The organism is Paenibacillus sp. J23TS9 (assembly GCF_018403225.1).
Taxonomy (GTDB): domain Bacteria; phylum Bacillota; class Bacilli; order Paenibacillales; family Paenibacillaceae; genus Paenibacillus_AQ.
Map to the genome: position 1 here is coordinate 1,169,038 of NZ_BOSG01000001.1, position 20,271 is coordinate 1,189,308.

Genomic DNA, 20,271 nt, shown 5'->3' on the forward strand with positions numbered 1-20,271 from the left:
GAACTTTGAACCTCCAATATGATTAGTCATGAATTGTCTGAAACCGGGATTTAACCAAATCCTCTGATAGTATTGTACTAAATCGGATGACATATTGAAAATATGTACGCTCCGGATGGAAAGAATACCGCACATGGTATACTATATAAACATCGAGACGGAAGTAAAGGAGATATGTATACATGGAATATCAAATCATAAAAGCAGATATGAAGCAGGATGAGGACAAGAAGTACCTGGGGCACGTGACTTTCACTTTAACGGGTCATAGCTCCAAGTACGAAATCACGCTTTTCAGTAAAAGAGGAAAAGAATGGGATTACAGCTTGAATTTCGCAGAGGAATCCGGCAATGAGGAAGAACTTCTGAAAGTGGATGAACAGCTCGAAGAGGATGATGATTTGTTTGACGCATTGGTAGATGCGGCACGCGAATCTATGGAACAATAAAACTCAAGGCATGCCAGGCAGGCCGGGAAAGGATGAATGAGCATGAACTATGATGATAATGTCGTCCGCCGCTTGAAGCGGCTTGAAGGGCAAATCCGGGGCGTACTTAATATGATGGAAGAAGGTAAAAACTGCAAAGATGTTGTAGCTCAGTTGTCGGCTGTCCGCAGTGCGACGGATAAAGCGATGGCCTATATTGTCGCGATGAACCTGGAGCAGTGCATTCTGGAAGAACAAGCAAAAGGTAATGATACCGGTCCTCTGGTTAAAGAAGCGGTGGAGCTTTTAATCAAAAGCCGTTAACAAGACTGATTTTCATCGAAGGCAGGGAGAGATACCTTCCTGCTTTTTATATGCCGCTATCTGTTCAGGTACTCAGGCGAAAGGAGGGTGACATATGTTCTTCTACATACTATCACTCATCGTTTTATTGATCGACCAAGGTTCAAAATGGTGGGTGCGCGCGCACATGTCGGTAGGCGAAACACGGGATGTCCTTGCTCCTTATCTTCATTTTGAATATTATCAAAATAGCGGGGCCGCCTTTAGTTCCTTTCAAGGATACGGCAAGTGCTTTGCATACCTGGCGGTCATTGTGGTGGGCGTTATTGTGTATTACCGGATCAAAGGCGCATTACGCGGAAATCTCATGGATATAGCAGCTGGCTTTCTGGCGGGTGGAGCATTGGGCAATGCGCTCGATCGGCTCATTTTCGGCAAGGTGACTGATTTTATCGTTTGGGGCTCGGGCTCGGGAATCATGAATATTGCAGATCTGGCTATTAACGCGGGTGTGCTGCTCTTGATCGTGGGCATGCTGCTCCGAAGCTGGTGCGAAAGACGCTCTTATTCTTTTAAATGATTATTATTGTAGTGACTAAATACTTACAGCCTTCACAGGAAGCAGAGAGGAATCTATGGATAACAATAAACCGTCGGCTTTGGCCCAAATTATCAGAGAAAGAAGGTCTGTCAAGACCGGCTATAAAAATATCCCTGTACCACAGGAATTGGTGCTTGAGCTGCTTAATGATGCGGTATATGCACCCAATCATAAGCTGCGTGAGCCTTGGAGATTTATTTTTGTACCAACGGATGCCAAGCAGCTGTTCGCGCTCGAGATGGCACAGCATTATCCGGATGATATGTTCGAGAATCGTATCAAATACTTTAACGAGCCTGATGCCTACTTGATTATCGTCATGACAGTCAGCGACAACCAAAAACAGCAGGATGAAGATTATGGCGCTGTTAGCTCGATGATCCAGAATTTTCAGCTGCTTGCTTGGGAACGCGGGCTCGGTACCGTCTGGAAAACAAATATGCATATCTATGATCCGAAAGTGAAGGAAATGCTTGGTGTTCAGGCTGGAGAGAAAATTGCAGGATTTCTGCACTTGGGATTTTATAATGAAGCACCGGAAGGCAAGCCGAGAACCCCAGCAGAAGAGAAGTTTACGGTGTATGTGCCGACATATGATTTGTAGCTCCCGGTCATTCGGGAGTTTTTCTATTCATTTTGATGCCAGGGACTGATCACTTTAGGATCAATCTTGGTTACAATATAGTTAACAGGTACATAGCGGAGGGATTCAACATGAAAACCAGATATTTAGCAGGAACTTCCCTTGCAGTCATGGGGGCGGGATTTCTGATCACCCTGTTTTTGCCGCAGAATTTAGCGGTGCGCCTGCTTCAGGGCGGATTTGAAGCGGGATTAGTTGGCGGCTTTGCGGACTGGTTTGCAGTTACAGCATTGTTCCGTCATCCCATGGGGATACCTATCCCGCATACATCTTTGCTGCTCCAAAACCGCAATAAAATTATCAACTCGCTCATTTCCGCTTTGGAAACGGAGCTGCTGAATAAGGACAGCATTACGAAAAAGCTGCGTCAGATAAAACTGTTTAAAGGCTTGTCATCCGGCATTTTAAAGCTGGTAAGCAGAAAGAAGATCCGGCTTAAGGTTATTGACACGGTAAGTGACGTCATCCGTCAAGTTCCTCTGGAGCAAATGACACCAGCCGTTCAGAAGGCTATGGTGAAATTTTTGCAAAGTCAGGATTTGTCTCCAGTTCTAGAATCCGTATCCAGGCAGGCTTTTCGCAGCAAGGTGGATGAAAAAGCATTAAACTACATTTTAAACTTTGCCGGGAGATGGGTGAGCCAGCCTGAGAATGAATATATGCTGGGACAGCTCGCACACAACAAGCTCCAGGAGATTCAGCTCAATGGAATGAAAGGATTTGCGCTTCAGGCCATGCTCGGCTTTATGAGCGAGGAGAAGCTCGGCAATATATTGAAAAATCTGATCTTGTCTTCCTTACATGAAATGTCTTATGAAGATAGCCCTTTCCGGCAGCGCATTCTGGCAGAGGTACGCCAGCAGGTATCTGATTTTACAGAGAATCCGGAAGTTGCTGAGCGTTTGAAGGGTATGATTGGAGATAAACTGGCTGATTCGGGTACCGAACAGTGGTTGCTGAGCAAGCTCGAGGAGATCAGAGCCCGCGTATTGTTGATACTTGAACAGGAGCAGATCAATGGTGGGCGCGGAATAATCAAGATGTACCGGTGGATCACGAATAATTTGCGGGGTAAGGAAGAAATGATGGACCGGTGGGAGCAAGGGATTTTGTCCCTTATTGTGCAAGCAGTCGAAGCCAACTACTACCGCATCGGTCTTTTGGTACGTGATAACCTGGATCAGCTTGATGACGAATCCCTGGTTCAAATGCTTGAAGAGAAGGTCGGCGGCGATTTGCAGTGGATTCGGGTTAACGGAGCTATTTGCGGATTTCTAATCGGACTCGTTCTGACCGTCATTCATATGATCATCGCTTAAACGATGGGAGAGGAGCTTGAATATGAAAAAGAATCGTCTTGGATCTTCGGATCTATATATCAGTGAAATCGGACTTGGCTGTATGTCGCTGGGTACGGAGGAAAAAGAGGCTGTGCGCCTTGTACATGAAGCGCTGGAACGGGGAATCAATTTTTTGGATACAGCGGATTTGTATGATACTGGCCGGAATGAAGAGATTGTCGGCAAAGCGGTGAAGGGACGTCGCAGCGATGTAATCCTGGCTACAAAAGTAGGTAACCGCCGCATTCCCGGCAAGGAGGGTTTAAGCTGGGACCCATCCAAATCGTACATCAAGTCTGCAGTCAAAGATAGCTTGCGGCGCCTGCAAACGGATTATATTGATTTGTATCAGCTGCATGGCGGTACATTGGATGATCCGATCGACGAAACGATTGAAGCGTTCGAGGAGCTGAAGCAGGAAGGGGTTATCCGTTTCTACGGCATTTCTTCCATCCGACCCAATGTGATCCGTGAATATGTGAACCGTTCGCATATTGTATCCGTGATGAGCCAGTACAGCATACTGGACAGAAGGGCAGAGGAAGAGGTTCTTCCACTGCTTGCAGAAAAAGGGATTAGCGTGATCGCGCGCGGGCCAGTGGCATCCGGGGTATTAGCTGAAGCGGGTGCAAGCAAGGTGGAAAAAGGTTATTTGGATTACACCTCTGATGAGCTTATCGATATTCGAGCCAAACTTGCGCCGCTTGTATGTCCCGAACGGAGCCTGTCGCAAACCGCTATTCGTTATTCCCTTGGCCATCAGGCCGTTGCTGCAGCCATCCCAGGAGCAAGCTCACTAAATCAGTTAATTCATAATGTGAAAGCTGCGGAATCGCCAGCGCTAAGCAAGGAAGAGTTGGAGATTATCCGAGGTATCAGCCGTGCGAATGTCTATACAGCGCATCGATAAGAATTTCTTATGAATTCATAAGAAGCACAAAAACCGTCCTGCGTAAGCGGGGCGGTTTTATTTTATTTTCACAAGCAGATTATTTTCGCGATAACTTAAGGGCCTGCATGAGGTCAGCCTTTTCCCGCGTCTGTTCTCTGTAAAGCTGCCCGTCCGCCACATGATCAATGAATAAAATACCGTTCAGATGATCGATTTCATGCTGAATACAGCGGGCCAGATAGTCATATCCCTCCAGGTACATCGTTTCACCGGTTCGGGTCAACGTCTTGATTTTGACATAATTTGCGCGTTTTACAATACAGGTAATGCCCGGATAGGAAAGGCAGGCTTCCGGTCCGATTTGCTCGTCTCGTAAATCCAGAATCTCCGGATTGATCAGTTCAATCAAACCCTCACCGCAATCCATTACAATCATTCTGCGCAAAATACCGATTTGGGGCGCGGCTAAACCCGCCCGGCCGTCTTCGGCATATAGTGTATCGACTAAATCATCCAATATTCTCAGCATTTTGGGAGTAAGCTCTTCAACAGGTTTTGCTTTTTTCCGAAGCACCGGATCGCCAAAAGGAAGTATCTCTTTCTCTGCCACATTCATGCCTCCTGAACTTGTATTATGCACCTTGAATACGGGGTGGTGTATGCACCCATAGATCGCTTGGGGTACATTCAAGTGCTGTACACAGCGCATCCAAAGTATCAGCTTTCATCTGTTTAGGCTGTCCTCTGAGCAAAGCGCTGATGGAAGGAGGGGACAGCTCATATCCTGCTTTTTCCTTTAAAAGCCGTGCCAGTTCGGCTCCCGACCAAATTTCTTTTTGCACCATAACCTGCCTTAGCATCCAGACAAGCATTCGTTTCACGCTACCTTTCCTCATAATCATGACAGTGGACATTTTAGGCAATACCTAAATAATTTATGTACCACCTTAATATAGCAATGACTTTTTGAAATTACAACGGAAGATTTGACGACATGACGGTAAAAGGTTTTTAATGGTATTTAATGTATGATTATGGGGGTTGGACGGATGACAAGTATTAACTGGAAAAAATATCTATTATCCGCTGGAAAGATGCTTACGATGGGCTTTCTTATCCTTCTTGGCTTATGGTTTACGATTGGCATTATTGCTGTGCTTATTTTGTGGTTGGCGGATTAATCAGCATAAGGACATGGTAAAGAACCGATTTCGAGTTTGAGACTAAAACAACGTTAAATTTTTTTGAACGGTGGTAGAATCTGTCTCCCATCTCCATGTATAATAAGCATGACCCTAGTTTAGAAAGGAAGTGCCATGGTATGAAATTCAGTGAGTACAATTATGAGCGTCCAGATATGGAGCGCATCAAGGAACAATTTCAACAGCTCGTGCAAAAATTCGAATCCGCAGAACGGTTAGAGGATCAAGAGCAAGCTATGACCGAAATCAACCACCTGCGCAGTGAAGTAGAATCGATGGCAGAGATCGTAACCATTCGCCATTCCGTCGATACCAACGATGCGTTTTATAAAGCCGAGCAGGACCACATGGACGAGGTTGGCCCCGTTTACCAGGAATACATAACTGATTATTACCGTGCGCTGGTAAATTCAAAATTCAGAGCTGAGCTCGAAGCAAAGTGGGGCACCCAGCTGTTCTTGCTTGCCGAAATGGCGCTTAAGTCTTTCAGTCCTGAAATTATTGAGGATCTGCAGCAGGAAAATAAGCTTTCAACCGAATACACTCAGCTGATCGCATCTGCGAAAATCCCTTTTGAAGGCGAAGATCGCACCTTGACTCAGTTGACGCCTTTTGAGCTCTCGACGGACCGTGATTTGCGCCGCAGAGCGTCCGAGGCAAGATATCAATTCATGGCTGAACATGAAGCTGATTTCGACCGCATTTATGATGAACTCGTGAAAACACGTACACGAATGGCTCATAAACTTGGATACAAGAGTTTCGTTGAGCTCGCATACGCACGGATGAATCGTACGGACTACAACGCAGAGATGGTAGCGAATTTCCGTAAACAGGTACAGGAATATATCGTTCCGGCCGCTACCAAATTGAAAGAACGCCAGCGCGCACGCATCGATGTGGATCAGCTGTACTTCTACGACGAGAACTTCAGCTTCAAATCCGGCAATGCCACCCCGAAAGGTGACCCGGATTGGATTCTGGACCGCGGCGTGAAAATGTATTCCGAGCTGGCACCGGAAGTGAATGAGTTCTTCACGTTTATGGTCGATAATGGCCTGATGGATCTCGTGAGCAAAAAAGGCAAGCAGGGCGGCGGTTACTGCACTTTTATCAGTAAATATGGCGCACCGTTCATCTTCTCGAACTTTAATGGCACCTCCGGTGACATCGACGTGCTGACGCACGAAGCGGGTCATGCATTCCAGGTGTACTCCAGCAGACATTTCGATATTCCGGAATATCACTGGCCGACCTATGAATCAGCTGAAATCCATTCGATGAGCATGGAGTTCTTCACTTGGCCTTGGATGAACCTCTTCTTCGAGGAAGATACGGATAAATATAAATTCGATCATCTGAGCAGCGCGCTTCTGTTTGTTCCATACGGCGTATCGGTCGATGAATTCCAGCATTTTGTGTATGAGAATCCGGATGCGACTCCGGCTGAGCGCAAGCAAGCTTGGCGTAATATCGAGAAGAAATACCTGCCGCATCGTAATCATGGGGAGAATGACTATCTGGAACGCGGTGGCTTCTGGCAAAAGCAAGGCCATATATTCCAATCTCCATTCTATTACATCGACTACACTCTCGCGCAGCTTTGCGCATTCCAATTCTGGAAACGTATGAATGAAGACTGGAAATCCGCTTGGGCTGATTATTTGAAGCTCTGTAAAGCAGGAGGAAGCAAATCATTCACTGGATTGGTTGAATATGCTGGTCTGAAATCTCCATTCGAAGACGGCTGTGTAGCCTCTGTCATCGGTGATATTGAAGCTTGGCTAAATAAAGTGGACGATTCAGTTCTTTAATTCAGGTGCACTTGTAAAAGGACGCTACCCGTAAAATCGGGAGCGTCCTTTTTCTGTTTTTTCGCATAATTGTCCTTATTCCGGAATAGACTTGTCTCACAATAACTCTTTCTTTACGGGTAGAGCACATTTTTCAGGAAAGGGAGGTGCGGAAACTGATGAAGGAGTTGAATTTTGCAGGTGCAGCAGGGATCACCGGGATTGGTACAAGCATCCCACAGTTTCAGCTGAAGCAAAATGAAGTATTTCAAAGGATTGAGGAGTCCTGCAAAAAGGATTCCGATGTGATGCGGTGGGCCAGGCGGATATTCAGGCAATGCGGTGTAGATACACGGTATACCTGCGAACCTGATTTTTTGAAGCCTGCGGGTGCATGCCGTTATTTGCCTGATCATGAAGAAGCTGTTGTCCCGTCCACTTCCCAGCGGATGGAGGTATACCAACGAGAATCCGTTCCACTCGCTGCACAGGCGGCAAGGGAAGCAATGACTGAAGCGAAGTTAGCTCCTTCGAGTGTAACGCATCTCATTACCGTCAGTTGTACCGGGCAGTTTTTGCCAGGCTTGGATACCTTATTGATAAAAGATCTGGAGCTGTCCAGAAGGATAAATCGTATCCCTCTAACATTTCAAGGCTGCAGTGCTGGATTAAAGGCGATACAGCTTGCGAAAAGCATAGTTGAAAGCGATTCTTCTCATCATGTTCTAGTCGTATGCGTGGAACTGTGTACCATTCATTTTCAGCCCCCAGCTTCACGTGAAGCATTGTTCGGTGCATCTTTTTTTGGAGATGGTGCTTCGGCATGTATCATCAGTGCTGTTGCTGATGGCCAAGAGCATGTGTTTCAGCTGGGAAGCGGGCATTCCGTGCTTATTCCGGATTCGGTAGATGAAATGATCTGGAAAGTAGGTAATCAGGGGTTTGACCTGTATCTCTCACCAGCCATTCCTAAGCTGCTCAAATCATTCCTGAGAGAGGAAGTCGGATTGCTGCTAGGAGATCATTTACCTCCCCTATGGGCTATTCATCCAGGAGGAAGAGGGATCGTAGATGCTGTCCAGGAGATGTTTGCGCTGAATGATAGTCAGGTTTCCTATAGCCGTGACATTTTGAAGCATTATGGGAACTTGTCTTCGGCTACGATTTTGTTTGTTTTAAAAAGGATGAGAGAAGATCTCGTGCAGCAGGAAATGGAACAGGCAAACGGGATATCACTCGCCTTTGGGCCTGGTTTGACGGCGGAGCTGCTCAGCTTTTCATATATTTCAAGAACAGAAAAACTGCATTCTTCCGAAAAAGATGCTGCGTATGTTTAGTGAACTAGGGAAACGGTCACTGAAAGAAGAATACATGGATGATTTCAGTTCTGGCGGCGAAGAGTTGACGGAAGCATTGCGGCATTTACGCAGGTTAAACCGGATTTTCGGTGCATCCGGACCACTTCTCCGAGGGATGAATGATTTATGGATTCAATCAGGAAAGCCAAAGCAGCTCCATGTGATGGATATTGGAGCCGGTTCGGGTGAAATCAACCGGTATCTTCTCCGCTGGGCAGACCGCAGGGAGATACAAATCCGCATTACTTTAGTGGATATGACTGAAGAAGCATGCAGGGAAGCGAGTCGGATTTTCAAGGATGAACCTCGGGTAACGGCTATTAGGCAAAATGTGTTCCAAATTGAAAAGGAAACGGCAGATATACTGATTTGCTCCCAGTTCCTGCATCATTTTACGGATGAGGAGCTTCCGGACTTGACCTGCCATATGCTGCAATCTTCCCGTTTGGGAATCGTCATCGGCGATATTCACCGGCACTGGATATCCTGGTCAGCCGTTTGGCTAACCGCACATCTCATATCCAGCAATCGTTATATCCGTCATGACGGTCCGCTATCCGTAGCCAAAGGATTTCAGTCCGCGGATTGGAAAAGGCTAAGACAAGCGTTAATCCAGCGGGGGAGCTATGCATTGAAATATACTTGGAAGCCCCTGTTTCGATACAGCGTTGTGATCTCCAAAAATGAGATTTCACCGACTTAATAGATGTCAGAGGGGAGGATTTGGATGCCGGACGCAGTGGTGATTGGAGGAGGCTTAGCCGGAAGCAGTCTTGCGATTCGTCTCGCAAACCTCGGATGGAATACCGTATTGCTGGACCGCCAGAACTTTCCCCGGCATAAAGCTTGCGGTGAATTTCTATCGCCGGAGACCAAAGACATGTTCAGAGAACTCGGTGTTAACCATCAACTGGAAGCACTCCGTCCCGGCCGTATTTCAAAGACCCGCCTCATCTTCAGGCATGGAGGTGTCGTTGAAGCAGATCTGGAAGAACCGGCATGGGGGTTAAGCCGATACGCTATGGATTCCATCATGCTGAAAGCGGCGGAAGAAGCAGGGGTGCGGGTGCAGACCGGTACAGCCGTGTCCAGCATTGTGAGCGAGAATAATGGCTTCCGTATTGGATCACGTCATGACGGTTCTTCGGAAGTACTTCACTCTCGTACCGTATATGCAGCCTGGGGAGCACATCCCCGTACGGATCTCATTAGAAAGACGCAAGCAGTAACTGACAAGGGTAAACGCGCTTATATTGGTTTAAAAGCCCATTTCACCGGGCTAAAGCTAGAGCAGACCGTTGAACTTTTCTTTATTCACGGCGGTTACGTAGGCATTTCCCCTGTGGAATACGGAAAGGCAAACGTTGCAGCATTACTGCCGCTCGATCGGATACGAGGAAAAGGAAGCTCGGTTTCTGAACTTCTGCTTTCGGTTGCGTCAGAAAATAGGGAGCTGGCGGACAGGCTCTCAGGGGGCGTGTTACTCCCTGATACCCAAGTCTCCGCGGCACCCGTTTATTTATCTACAAAACCAAATGCATGGAGCATCATCCCGCAGGTTGGAGATGCTGGCGCGATGATACCACCGCTCTTCGGTGATGGCATGTCGGCTGCGCTCCGCTCGGCTAAAATTTGCGCTTTATATGGAGACCGTTTTCTTCTCGGGAATATAAGTATGGACGAATGGGAAGATGCTTACCGTTCAGCGATGCATAAGGAATATGCCGCTATTTTGCGATGGGGACATCTGCTACAGACGCTTGGAAGTCTGCCGGTGGTACCCCGGTTATGGACAGCCGGAACCAAATTGTTTCCGCATCTTGCCAAGTCTATGGTGCAAGCAACCCGGCTAAACGGGAAAACTCCGATGCCTTAAGGGGAAGATTCGTAATGGGGTATAGATTGCTGGCTTATTTCATTTATCGCTATCCCGGTGTCATTATGGCATGCTGGATGGCGTTTTTTGTTTTTTTTGGTTCCCTATCTGTACAGCTGCCGTCAGTCGTTCGGGGCCCTGGACTGTACACGGACGGCTCATCCACTAAGGTACAGCAGATGATGGAAGAACAATTGGGTATACCCGCAGATCCCGTCGTCATTGTGTTTGAGCAGCACGAAGCGGCTACGAATGAGGAGTTTACAACGGTAATCGAAAGAACCTTAAACAAAATCAGAGATCTTAAAGGGTTGGAATCCCTGATCTCCCCTCTGGAGAACAATGAATTCATTCATGGTGGTGTAGCATACGCATTATTAGGCTTTGATCAACCTTCTTATCGGCAAGGCCATCTTATTCAAGAAATACGCAGCTCGCTACAGCCTATGGTAAAAGGCGTTACCATTCAACTCACGGGGAAGTCGATTGTTCAGGAGGATGTCAACCGGGCTAGCATGCATGATTTTAAAATGGCAGAGCGTATTGGAATCCCGGTCGCTTTCATCATTCTGTTCATTTCCTTCGGCGGTTTCTTGTATGCGTTCATTCCGGTATTAATGGGAATGTTAACTGTTTCCTCGGCCATGGGAATGATGGTATTGCTTAGCCGGATGTTTGATTTGGATTTGTCCAATTTCATCCTGAATGTGATTCCAATGACAGGACTGGCGCTTAGTCTTGATTTTGCATTTATACTCACCAGCCGTTTTCGGGAAGAATTACGAAGAGGCAGTGCGGTAAGCGCACTCCGGGCTACAATGCTCACTTCGGGAAGAGCCGTCTATTTTTCAGCTGCCTGCGTGGTATGCGGCTTAACTGCCGTGGCTTTCATACCCATGCCGATGTTTGAGTCTGCAGCTGTATGCTCGATAATTGTTGTAGTACTGGCTGCTGCCATCAATTTGAGTCTCGTACCCGCCTTACTATTGCTGACGTCTCCATTCATGCAAAGAGACCGAAGACCTCTGTTATTCCTGAGCCGGAGCTACAACATGTGGTCCTCCTGGGCAGATATCGTTATGCGCAGACCTGCGCGGATGCTTGCAATAGCGGGGCTGATCATGACCTTGTTACTCATACCGTCATTACATTTATCTACGTCGGTTCCTGATGCAAGCTCTCTTCCGGCTGGCAGCGAGTCGAGACAAGCAGATGAGAAGATTCGAAGTCACTTTCAAAAAGAAGGGACATCGGATGTTCTGCTTTTACTTCAGCCTGTGGGCAGCAAATTTACATCAGAAGAGCGGAGAAGGGCTTATACATGGCTCGCAGACTTAAAAAACGACCCTGAAGTCGATAGCGTAACACCAATAAATTGGGTGGACAGTTTCTCAGAGAATACCTATTCAGCAAATGCTGCTGTTTTACAGGTTTCGCTGCTCGGGCCCGCAGGCTCCGCGAAAGTCCATGAATGGCTTCGGGATGCGGAAGTAAGGGGAAGTACCACAGGATTGAATATAAAGTGGGGCGGAGAAGCCAAGTCCCAGCAGGAAGTGAAGGACGCGATACATCGCTCCCTTCCCAAAATGCTTGGTTTTATTGCCTTATCCAACTTGATTGTCCTTTTTATCGCATTTCGGTCCATTCTAATACCCTTGAAGGCTTTAGTTATGAATATGCTGAGCATCGCAGCTTCCTTTGGTGTTTTGGTGCTTGTATTTCAGACGGGAATAACAGGCATGACTCCTGAAAATATAGCGATTATGATCCCTGTATTTGTTTTTGGGTTGGTTTTTGGCGTGAGCATGGACTATGGGGTGTTTCTGCTGTCGCGTATGTCAGAAGCATTTGAGGAGTCGGGGAATCCGGAGAATGCTATAAGGCATGGCATGGCGGCAACAGGGAAGCTGATCACATCGGCGGCGGCCATACTGATCGCGGTGACATTGCCGTTTGCTTTTGGAGAGGTGGAGGGAGTCAGACAGCTTGGGGTAGGCATTGCTTCAGCCGTATTTATTGACGTCACGCTGATCAGGCTGCTGCTTGTCCCTTCGCTCATGAAGCTCCTGGGGCGCTTTAACTGGTGGGTACCGCGCTGGCTTCGAACTTCTTGACCGCCAGCAGCGATACCTTGATTCAATATGATTTATTTTCGCAGCAGAACCTGATCGATCATATGATTGGCGCCTTTTTTAATGATGAGCTTGGCACGTTCCTTGGTAGGCATGATGTTGGCATGCAGATTGATAGCATTAATATCGCGCCAGATTCTCGTTGCTGTAAGCATAGCCTCTTCTTCCGTAATCGAAGCGTACTTATGGAAATAGGAGCGCGGGTCCTGAAACGCTGTATCCCGCAGCAATTGAAATCTCTCAATGTACCAGTCACGGATATCCTCTTCATCTGCATCGATGTATATAGAAAAGTCAAAAAAGTCGCTGACAAAAAAAGGTTCCTGCGTATTGACCTGGAGCACGTTGATTCCTTCCAGGATCAATATATCCGGCTGATCCACGAGCAGTGTCCGATCGTCCAGAATATCATAGGCCAGATGTGAATATACGGGTACCTGCAGAGCAGGCTCTCCGGATTTGATGCCGCTGATAAAATGCATAAGCTTGTTAATATCATAGCTTTCCGGAAAACCTTTCTTGTTCATGATGCCTTTAGCCTCAAGTACCTGGTTTGGATATAAGAATCCATCCGTTGTCACCAGATCGACTTTGGCATGCTCATTCCAGCGCGATAACAGATTTTGTAGCAGCCTTGCGGTTGTGCTTTTCCCCACAGCGACGCTGCCCGCAATCCCAATGACAAAAGGGGCTTTAGGTGCCGGCGTGCTGAGAAATGAATTCATCTTAGATTGAAGACTTTGAAAAGCGGTTACATATAAATGCAAAAGCCTTGCAAGTGGCAGGTAGACCTCCGTTACTTCCTCAATTGCAATTTTTTCGTTCAATCCCTTTAAATTCTCGAATTCCTCTTCCGATATGGATAGAGGAGGGAGATCGCGGGACAAAGCCCAGGCAGTTCGGTCAAATTCAAAATAAGGGGAATATGTATTGTTCATGATAGGCTCGCTTTCTATCCAGGCTGAAAACCTGCCGCAACCCGCAGGTTCTTTTTTTGATATAATAAGGGAAATTTCCGCAGTTACTATCTTATCAAATAATACGCTCCGGAAAAAGCATATCTTAGAGATAGCAGGAAATTGGCATGCGATCTGGAAATGTAAATAAACATGAGTACCGATTATAGACATAGAGACGGGTGAGTATACGAGATGGACATTGAAAAACAAAGATTATCGATTGAAGCTGCGAGGCTCTATTATCAGTCGGATTTCAGTCAGCAGGATATCGCCCAGAGGCTCGGTGTATCCCGGCCTACCGTATCCAGACTGCTGCAGTTTGCCAAGGAACAGGGATATGTCAGAATTGATATTGTCGATCCCCACGAGGATTTGAATGTGCTGTCGCGGGAGCTGCAGAACAAATACGAATTGGATACGGTACAGGTATGTTATTCACCGCTGAATACGTATGAAGAGATTAAAAAGCATATTACCAAACAAACGGCTGAATATTTGCATGATACAATTCAAGATAAAGATATCATCGGGGTGACTTGGGGAACAACGATGCATGCAGTCGCGCAGCAGCTGCAGCCCAAAAATGTAAAGGGTGTAGAGGTCGTACAGCTTAAAGGCGGTGTCAGTCATTCCCATGTGAATACGTATGCCGCGGAAACCGTCAATCTGTTTGCCGAAGCATATCAGACGGTAGCCAGGTACCTGCCGCTGCCGGTTATTTTTGATAATATTGCCCTCAAACGCATTGTGGAAGAGGACAGGCATATCAACCGGATTATTGAGCTGGGCAAGCAGGCTAATATTGCCGTATTTACGGTAGGAACCGTAAAGGAAAATGCACTGCTGTTTCGATTGGGTTATTTTAACGAGGAAGAGCAGAAGCTTCTGAAGAAAAACGGCGCGGGAGATATCTGCTCACGGTTCTTCGATAAGGAAGGCCGTATCTGCAGCGAGGAAATCAACAATCGGACGGTCGGCATTGATCTGTACGAGCTGCGTAAGAAGGAAAAGTCCATTTTGGTCGCTGGCGGACAGCGCAAGGTCGAGGCGATCCAGGCAGCACTTGCCGGCAAATACGCTAACATTTTGGTGACTGATCAGTTTACGGCGCAATCGCTTTTGGCTTGATATATTGCAAAATCTGTCATAGGTACATATGGCAGATTTTTTTTGTGCAAAATAGCCTGGTGAAGCTTCACAAATCGTTCATGAACATAATTTCATAACTATGTTTACATATGTTCAAGCGAGTGTTATGATAATTCTGCATCAACGTAGAACAAGCTAAGGACAAGACATCTGTAGGTTTGTTCTATACAATAAAACCTTTTCAATTCATGTAAATTGGATAAATAAAGGGTAATGACTCTTGAAGGAGATGACATGATGATGACAAATCTTGCGGGTATGATCGATCATACACTGCTGCGTGCAGACGCAACACAAAATGAAGTAGCCCAATTAACTGAAGAAGCGAAGAAATACGAATTTGCTTCTGTATGCGTAAACCCTACATGGGTGAAATTCGCTGCGGAACAATTAAACGGATCCAAGGTGAAGGTATGTACCGTTATCGGCTTCCCTCTGGGAGCAACGACTTCGGCAGTCAAAGCCTTTGAAGCAACGAATGCAATCGAAAACGGTGCGACTGAAGTTGATATGGTTATCAACATTGGCGCTTTGAAAGACAAGCAGTATGATGTCGTTGAAAAGGACATTAAAGCTGTCGTTGATGCTGCTGCAGGTAAAGCACTTGTAAAAGTAATCATTGAAACTTGTCTTCTGACTGACGAAGAGAAGGTACAAGCAAGCCGTTTGTCTGTTCAAGCAGGTGCTGATTTTGTAAAAACCTCTACCGGTTTCTCTACGGGTGGTGCTACACCGGAAGACGTGCGTTTGATGCGTCAAACCGTTGGACCTGATGTTGGTGTTAAAGCTTCCGGCGGCGTACGCAGCCTTGAAGATATGAACAAGATGATTGAAGCTGGCGCAACGAGAATCGGTGCAAGCTCCGGCGTGAAGATTATGGAAGGCGGCCAATCTACGGCTTCTTACTAAGTTAAATATGAGCAGCTGGCAATGTCTGTAAAGCGGGAGACTCATTATTGTAGTTTCCGCTTTTCTATCAAAGCTGTGGAAGCGCTTCATGAATGATTTTCAAAAACACTCACAACTGGGGAGACAACCATGAAATTTTTGATTGCGATATTAGGTTTACTCGTCGTTTTTGCCCTGTCGTTTATAGCAAGCAATAACAAACGTGGTATTCGCTATCGCCCGATTATTGTGATGATTATCCTGCAGCTCATTCTGGGATTCTTCCTGCTGAATACGGTTGTCGGGACCGTGCTGATCAAGGGATTTTCTGATGTTTTTAACAATCTGCTCACCTATGCGTCAGATGGCATAAACTTTGTCTTTGGCGGCATAGCGAATGAAGGGCAAGCACCATTCTTCCTGAATGTACTGCTGCCAATTATCTTCATTTCAGCTCTGATCGGGATCTTGCAGTACGTCAAAGTTCTCCCGATAATTATCCGTTTCATCGGTCTGGTGCTCAGCAAGATTAACGGTATGGGCAAGCTCGAATCCTATAATGCCGTCGCATCTGCTATTTTAGGCCAGTCTGAAGTATTCATTTCTGTAAAAAAACAAATCGGTCTGCTGCCAAAGCACCGCTTGTATACCTTGTGCGCATCCGCCATGTCAACGGTATCGATGTCCATCGTAGGTGCCTACATGACGATGATCGATCCCAAATATGTCGTAACCGCGCTGGTGCTTAACTTGTTTGGCGGTTTCATCATCGCTTCGATTTTGAATCCGTATCAAGTCACTCCAGAGGAAGACCAACTGGAAGTTCAGGAAGAGCAGGAGAAGCAGTCATTCTTCGAAATGCTTGGCGAATATATTATGGACGGCTTCAAGGTGGCGATTACAGTAGCTGCGATGCTGATTGGTTTCGTCGCATTGATCGCCATGATTAACGGTATTTTCAACGGAATCTTCGGAATTTCGTTCCAGGAAATCCTTGGTTATGTCTTTGCGCCATTTGCCTTCGTTATGGGTGTCCCTTGGAAAGAAGCTGTGGATGCAGGCAGTATTATGGCGACCAAAATGGTTTCCAACGAATTTGTTGCCATGCTTGATCTTGGCAAACATGCATTGTCTGCCCGTGCAACGGGTATCGTCTCGATCTTCCTTGTATCGTTCGCAAACTTCTCGTCCATCGGTATTATCGCTGGCGCGGTAAAAGGCCTGCATGAGAAGCAAGGTAATGTTGTCGCTCGTTTCGGACTTAAATTGCTCTACGGTGCGACTCTGGTCAGCGTACTTTCCGCAACGATTGCCGGTGTGTTTTTATAATCGCTTAGCATGCGTTATACTCTAAACGGAGGAGTGATAAGAAATGGCAGAATTTAAACGTGTACACTTAGTAGTTATGGACTCGGTTGGTATCGGTGAAGCACCGGATGCCGCTCAATTTGATGATTTTGATGTGGATACTTTCGGACATATTGCAAAAGAACGCGGCGGTCTGAAGATGCCGAACATGGGCAAGCTTGGATTGTCCAATATCCGTGAGATCCAAGGCATTGACAAGGCGGATCAGCCGCTTGCATATTACACGAAAATGCAGGAAAAATCAGCAGGCAAGGACACCATGACAGGACACTGGGAAATCATGGGCCTGTATATCGATACACCATTCCGTGTATTCCCTGAAGGTTTCCCGGATGAGCTGATTCAGCGCATTGAGGAAAAAACAGGACGTAAGGTCATCGGTAACAAACCGGCTAGCGGCACGGAAATTCTCGATGAGCTTGGTGAGGAGCAAATGAAGACAGGTGCTCTGATCGTTTATACTTCCGCGGACTCCGTGCTGCAGATTGCGGCTCATGAAGATATTATCCCACTAAAAGAGCTTTACGAAATTTGCGAATTTTGCCGGGAAATCACCCTGGATGACCCATACATGCTCGGACGCATTATTGCACGGCCTTATGTCGGTGAGCCAGGAGCTTTCAAACGCACACCTAACCGTCATGACTATGCGCTGAAGCCTTTTGACAGAACGGTCATGAGTGAGCTGAAGGATGCTGGTTTTGATGTCATCGCGCTCGGCAAAATTTCCGACATTTACGATGGTGAAGGGGTAACCCAAGCGATTCGTACCACGTCCAACATGGACGGAATGGACAAGCTGATTAACACGATGGATCAGGATTTTACGGGTCTTAGCTTCCTGAACCTTGTAGACTTTGATGCACTGTACGGTCATCGCCGTGATCCGCAGGGATACGCGCAGGCACTGGAAGATTACGATGCACGTCTGCCGGAAGTTTTCGCGAAGATGACGGATGAGGATCTTCTGATCATTACTGCAGATCATGGTAACGATCCAACCTATCGCGGAACGGATCATACCCGTGAATATGTGCCTTTGCTCGTGTACTCTCCACGCTTCAAAAATGGTGGAAGCGAGCTTGAGCTGCGTAAGACATTTGCAGACCTCGGAGCCACAGTAGCTGATAACTTTGGTGTGAAAATGCCGCAGTACGGCACAAGCTTCCTTAAAGATTTGAAATAGTTCTTTCCATCATACCCATACCTGTCAGGAGGACAATCAATGAGCACTCATATTGGAGCACAAGCTGGAGATATCGCGGAAACAATTCTTTTACCTGGGGATCCGCTCCGGGCCAAATTTATCGCAGAAACTTATCTGCAAGATGTAACCTGCTATAACGAAGTCAGAGGCATGCTCGGATTCACAGGAACATATAAAGGCAAACGTGTTTCCGTTCAGGGAACAGGGATGGGCATTCCGTCCATCAGCATCTATGTGAACGAATTGATCAGCCAGTACGGCGTGAAAAACCTGATGCGTGTTGGCACTTGCGGCGGTATGCAAAAAGACGTCCATGTTCGCGATGTGATTTTGGCTCAAGCTTCCTGTACCGATTCCGGAGCTAACCGCCATTACTTCAGCGGATACGACTTTTCGCCAATTGCCAGCTTCCAGCTGCTGAAAACAGCTTATGATAAAGGCGTGGAAAAAGGCCTTAAGCTGCATGTCGGCAACGTATTCAGCTCGGACATCTTCTACCGTGATGACAAATCCGTTGTTGAAAAGCTGATGCAGCATGGCATTCTGGGTATTGAGATGGAAACCACTGCTTTGTACACACTGGCTGCCAAATTTGGTGTCAATGCTCTTACCTTGCTCACCGTAAGTGATCACCTGCTGACTGGGGAAGAGACAAGTGCGGAAGAACGTCAAACGACGTTTAACGAGATGATGGAAGTGGCACTGGAAACCGCAATCACGCTGTAAATACTTAATTAATATCATTAAATTTTGAAAGTGAGGCATTGCATCTATGAGAATGGTCGACTTGATTGAAAAGAAACGTGACGGCGGAGAATTGACAACAGAAGAAATTAATTTCATCATAGAAGGCTATACAAAAGGAGATATCCCGGATTACCAGGTCAGTGCCTTGGCTATGGCAATATTCTTTAAAGACATGACCCAGCGTGAACGCGCGGATTTGACGATGGCGATCGTGAACTCCGGAGACACGATCGATTTGTCCGAGATTGAAGGAGTTAAAGTCGACAAGCACTCCACAGGCGGTGTGGGCGATACAACAACCTTGGTGCTTGCTCCACTCGTAGCGGCACTTGATATCCCGGTAGCGAAAATGTCCGGCCGCGGCTTGGGACACACGGGTGGTACGATCGACAAACTCGAATCCATTGAAGGCTTCCATGTGGAAATCGAGCGCGAAGAATTCGTTAACCTGGTAAATAAACATAAAATCGCAGTCATCGGTCAAACCGGCAACCTGACTCCTGCTGATAAAAAGCTGTATGCTCTTCGTGACGTAACAGGTACAGTGGATTCCATTTCCCTGATTGCCAGCTCCATTATGAGTAAAAAAATCGCTGCAGGTTCGGATGCGATTGTGCTTGACGTGAAAACCGGCGCTGGTGCGTTCATGAAAACGGTCGACGATGCCAAAGAACTGGCTCATGCGATGGTTAGCATCGGGAACAATGTCGGACGTAAAACAATGGCTGTAATCTCTGATATGAGCCAGCCTCTCGGCCTTGCAATCGGCAACTCGCTGGAAGTGAAGGAAGCGATCGACACACTGAAAGGCGAAGGACCAAAGGATCTGGAAGAGCTTTGCTTCGCACTGGGCCGTCAAATGGTGTTCCTAGCTAATAAGGCCAGCTCCCTTGAAGAAGCAGAAGAGATGCTGAAGGAAGTTATCCGCAATGGTAAGGCACTGGATAAGTTCAAGGAGTTCATTCAGAATCAGGGTGGAGATCCTGATGTGGTGGATCATCCTGAGAAGCTTCCACAAGCTCAATACCTCATCGAAGTTCCTGCCAAGGAAGACGGTGTGGTTGCTGAGATCGTGGCTGATGAAATCGGTACAGCAGCCATGTGGCTGGGCGCCGGACGCGCAACCAAAGAATCGGAAATCGATTTGGCTGTGGGCTTGATGCTCAACAAAAAAATCGGTGATTCCGTGAAAAAAGGCGAATCGCTCGTTACCATTCATGCTAACCGCGAAAATGTGGATGATGTGATGAACAAAATTTATGAAAACATCCGCATCGCTGATAAAGCTGAAGCACCTGTACTGGTGCATGGCATTATCACGGAATAACCTTTATATATAAAGGGTTTATGATGAACCAGCTGCTTTTTAAGCAGCTGGTTTTTCT

Annotated in this window: 21 protein-coding genes; 18 read left to right on the forward strand and 3 right to left on the reverse strand. The window is 46.8% G+C overall.

Features of this window, described 5'->3' with window-relative positions; genetic code table 11:
- Window positions 1–182: 182 nt before the first annotated feature.
- The 6 genes from KJS65_RS05685 (at window position 183) to KJS65_RS05710 (ending at window position 4,225) form a co-directional block, all read left to right on the forward strand.
- The gene (locus tag KJS65_RS05685) at window positions 183–449 is read left to right on the forward strand and encodes a hypothetical protein (RefSeq protein WP_213648950.1); all 267 of its coding nucleotides are present in this window, start codon (window positions 183–185) and stop codon (window positions 447–449) included.
- Between the two features lie 36 nt (window positions 450–485).
- Window positions 486–752 (forward strand): metal-sensitive transcriptional regulator, encoded by a 267-nt coding sequence (locus KJS65_RS05690; protein ID WP_136605841.1) that lies wholly within the window; start codon window positions 486–488, stop codon window positions 750–752.
- A gap of 94 nt (window positions 753–846) precedes the next feature.
- Window positions 847–1,311, forward strand: a complete 465-nt coding sequence (gene lspA / locus KJS65_RS05695; protein WP_213648951.1) for a signal peptidase II — start codon at window positions 847–849, stop codon at window positions 1,309–1,311.
- A 55-nt stretch (window positions 1,312–1,366) separates the two neighbouring features.
- Complete coding sequence (locus KJS65_RS05700) at window positions 1,367–1,936, forward strand: nitroreductase family protein (RefSeq protein WP_213648952.1); 570 nt, start codon at window positions 1,367–1,369, stop codon at window positions 1,934–1,936.
- 110 nt (window positions 1,937–2,046) lie between these two features.
- Window positions 2,047–3,294: a DUF445 domain-containing protein gene (locus KJS65_RS05705; RefSeq protein WP_213648953.1), complete on the forward strand. Its 1,248-nt coding sequence runs from the start codon at window positions 2,047–2,049 to the stop codon at window positions 3,292–3,294.
- 22 nt (window positions 3,295–3,316) lie between these two features.
- On the forward strand, window positions 3,317–4,225 hold the full coding sequence (locus KJS65_RS05710; protein WP_213648954.1) for an aldo/keto reductase: 909 nt from the start codon (window positions 3,317–3,319) through the stop codon (window positions 4,223–4,225).
- Between the two features lie 79 nt (window positions 4,226–4,304).
- Here KJS65_RS05710 and def read toward each other — a convergent pair whose 3' ends face one another.
- Window positions 4,305–4,817, reverse strand: a complete 513-nt coding sequence (gene def / locus KJS65_RS05715) for a peptide deformylase (RefSeq protein WP_213648955.1) — start codon at window positions 4,815–4,817, stop codon at window positions 4,305–4,307.
- Between the two features lie 22 nt (window positions 4,818–4,839).
- Window positions 4,840–5,079: a helix-turn-helix domain-containing protein gene (locus KJS65_RS05720; protein ID WP_213650659.1), complete on the reverse strand. Its 240-nt coding sequence runs from the start codon at window positions 5,077–5,079 to the stop codon at window positions 4,840–4,842.
- A 177-nt stretch (window positions 5,080–5,256) separates the two neighbouring features.
- On the opposite strand from KJS65_RS05720, the gene KJS65_RS30065 reads away from it, so the two are divergent.
- The 6 genes from KJS65_RS30065 to KJS65_RS05745 all read left to right on the forward strand — a co-directional run bounded on the left by KJS65_RS30065 (window position 5,257) and on the right by KJS65_RS05745 (window position 12,550).
- Window positions 5,257–5,388: a hypothetical protein gene (locus KJS65_RS30065; protein WP_280531305.1), complete on the forward strand. Its 132-nt coding sequence runs from the start codon at window positions 5,257–5,259 to the stop codon at window positions 5,386–5,388.
- Window positions 5,389–5,528: 140 nt separating this feature from the next.
- On the forward strand, window positions 5,529–7,223 hold the full coding sequence (locus tag KJS65_RS05725) for a M3 family oligoendopeptidase (protein WP_213648956.1): 1,695 nt from the start codon (window positions 5,529–5,531) through the stop codon (window positions 7,221–7,223).
- Between the two features lie 158 nt (window positions 7,224–7,381).
- Window positions 7,382–8,539, forward strand: a complete 1,158-nt coding sequence (locus KJS65_RS05730) for a type III polyketide synthase (RefSeq protein ID WP_213648957.1) — start codon at window positions 7,382–7,384, stop codon at window positions 8,537–8,539.
- Window positions 8,532–9,263, forward strand: a complete 732-nt coding sequence (locus KJS65_RS05735) for a methyltransferase domain-containing protein (RefSeq protein WP_213648958.1) — start codon at window positions 8,532–8,534, stop codon at window positions 9,261–9,263. The genes KJS65_RS05730 and KJS65_RS05735 overlap by 8 nt, the downstream gene beginning before the upstream one ends.
- Window positions 9,264–9,287: 24 nt before the next feature.
- Window positions 9,288–10,436 (forward strand): NAD(P)/FAD-dependent oxidoreductase, encoded by a 1,149-nt coding sequence (locus KJS65_RS05740; protein WP_213648959.1) that lies wholly within the window; start codon window positions 9,288–9,290, stop codon window positions 10,434–10,436.
- 14 nt (window positions 10,437–10,450) lie between these two features.
- Window positions 10,451–12,550 carry an MMPL family transporter gene (locus KJS65_RS05745; protein ID WP_213648960.1) on the forward strand — a complete coding sequence of 700 codons (2,100 nt, stop codon included), beginning with the start codon at window positions 10,451–10,453 and terminating at the stop codon, window positions 12,548–12,550.
- Between the two features lie 32 nt (window positions 12,551–12,582).
- On the opposite strand, the gene coaA is transcribed toward KJS65_RS05745, so the two are convergent.
- Window positions 12,583–13,506: a type I pantothenate kinase gene (gene coaA, locus KJS65_RS05750; protein WP_213648961.1), complete on the reverse strand. Its 924-nt coding sequence runs from the start codon at window positions 13,504–13,506 to the stop codon at window positions 12,583–12,585.
- A gap of 213 nt (window positions 13,507–13,719) precedes the next feature.
- On the opposite strand from coaA, the gene KJS65_RS05755 reads away from it, so the two are divergent.
- The 6 genes from KJS65_RS05755 (at window position 13,720) to KJS65_RS05780 (ending at window position 20,213) form a co-directional block, all read left to right on the forward strand.
- Window positions 13,720–14,655 carry a DNA-binding transcriptional repressor DeoR gene (locus KJS65_RS05755; RefSeq protein ID WP_213648962.1) on the forward strand — a complete coding sequence of 312 codons (936 nt, stop codon included), beginning with the start codon at window positions 13,720–13,722 and terminating at the stop codon, window positions 14,653–14,655.
- 258 nt (window positions 14,656–14,913) lie between these two features.
- Window positions 14,914–15,585 (forward strand): deoxyribose-phosphate aldolase, encoded by a 672-nt coding sequence (gene deoC / locus KJS65_RS05760; protein ID WP_213650660.1) that lies wholly within the window; start codon window positions 14,914–14,916, stop codon window positions 15,583–15,585.
- 129 nt (window positions 15,586–15,714) lie between these two features.
- Window positions 15,715–16,893, forward strand: coding sequence for a NupC/NupG family nucleoside CNT transporter (locus KJS65_RS05765; RefSeq protein WP_213648963.1), 1,179 nt, complete (start codon window positions 15,715–15,717; stop codon window positions 16,891–16,893).
- Between the two features lie 43 nt (window positions 16,894–16,936).
- On the forward strand, window positions 16,937–18,118 hold the full coding sequence (deoB, locus tag KJS65_RS05770; RefSeq protein WP_213648964.1) for a phosphopentomutase: 1,182 nt from the start codon (window positions 16,937–16,939) through the stop codon (window positions 18,116–18,118).
- Window positions 18,119–18,157: 39 nt separating this feature from the next.
- Complete coding sequence (gene deoD, locus KJS65_RS05775; protein ID WP_213648965.1) at window positions 18,158–18,865, forward strand: purine-nucleoside phosphorylase; 708 nt, start codon at window positions 18,158–18,160, stop codon at window positions 18,863–18,865.
- A gap of 46 nt (window positions 18,866–18,911) precedes the next feature.
- Window positions 18,912–20,213, forward strand: a complete 1,302-nt coding sequence (locus tag KJS65_RS05780) for a pyrimidine-nucleoside phosphorylase (protein WP_213648966.1) — start codon at window positions 18,912–18,914, stop codon at window positions 20,211–20,213.
- Window positions 20,214–20,271: the final 58 nt, after the last annotated feature.

Coding starts and splice junctions, on each gene's coding strand:
- KJS65_RS05730 (WP_213648957.1), top strand. CDS start 7,382: ATGAAGGAGTTGAATTTTGCAGGTGCAGCAGGGATCACCGGGATTGGT.
- KJS65_RS05720 (WP_213650659.1), bottom strand. CDS start 5,079: ATGCTTGTCTGGATGCTAAGGCAGGTTATGGTGCAAAAAGAAATTTGG.
- KJS65_RS05755 (WP_213648962.1), top strand. CDS start 13,720: ATGGACATTGAAAAACAAAGATTATCGATTGAAGCTGCGAGGCTCTAT.
- KJS65_RS05765 (WP_213648963.1), top strand. CDS start 15,715: ATGAAATTTTTGATTGCGATATTAGGTTTACTCGTCGTTTTTGCCCTG.
- KJS65_RS05735 (WP_213648958.1), top strand. CDS start 8,532: ATGTTTAGTGAACTAGGGAAACGGTCACTGAAAGAAGAATACATGGAT.
- KJS65_RS05780 (WP_213648966.1), top strand. CDS start 18,912: ATGAGAATGGTCGACTTGATTGAAAAGAAACGTGACGGCGGAGAATTG.
- KJS65_RS05685 (WP_213648950.1), top strand. CDS start 183: ATGGAATATCAAATCATAAAAGCAGATATGAAGCAGGATGAGGACAAG.
- lspA (WP_213648951.1), top strand. CDS start 847: ATGTTCTTCTACATACTATCACTCATCGTTTTATTGATCGACCAAGGT.
- KJS65_RS05740 (WP_213648959.1), top strand. CDS start 9,288: ATGCCGGACGCAGTGGTGATTGGAGGAGGCTTAGCCGGAAGCAGTCTT.
- KJS65_RS05745 (WP_213648960.1), top strand. CDS start 10,451: ATGGGGTATAGATTGCTGGCTTATTTCATTTATCGCTATCCCGGTGTC.
- deoB (WP_213648964.1), top strand. CDS start 16,937: ATGGCAGAATTTAAACGTGTACACTTAGTAGTTATGGACTCGGTTGGT.
- KJS65_RS05705 (WP_213648953.1), top strand. CDS start 2,047: ATGAAAACCAGATATTTAGCAGGAACTTCCCTTGCAGTCATGGGGGCG.
- KJS65_RS30065 (WP_280531305.1), top strand. CDS start 5,257: ATGACAAGTATTAACTGGAAAAAATATCTATTATCCGCTGGAAAGATG.
- KJS65_RS05690 (WP_136605841.1), top strand. CDS start 486: ATGAGCATGAACTATGATGATAATGTCGTCCGCCGCTTGAAGCGGCTT.
- deoC (WP_213650660.1), top strand. CDS start 14,914: ATGATGACAAATCTTGCGGGTATGATCGATCATACACTGCTGCGTGCA.
- KJS65_RS05725 (WP_213648956.1), top strand. CDS start 5,529: ATGAAATTCAGTGAGTACAATTATGAGCGTCCAGATATGGAGCGCATC.
- KJS65_RS05700 (WP_213648952.1), top strand. CDS start 1,367: ATGGATAACAATAAACCGTCGGCTTTGGCCCAAATTATCAGAGAAAGA.
- deoD (WP_213648965.1), top strand. CDS start 18,158: ATGAGCACTCATATTGGAGCACAAGCTGGAGATATCGCGGAAACAATT.
- KJS65_RS05710 (WP_213648954.1), top strand. CDS start 3,317: ATGAAAAAGAATCGTCTTGGATCTTCGGATCTATATATCAGTGAAATC.
- coaA (WP_213648961.1), bottom strand. CDS start 13,506: ATGAACAATACATATTCCCCTTATTTTGAATTTGACCGAACTGCCTGG.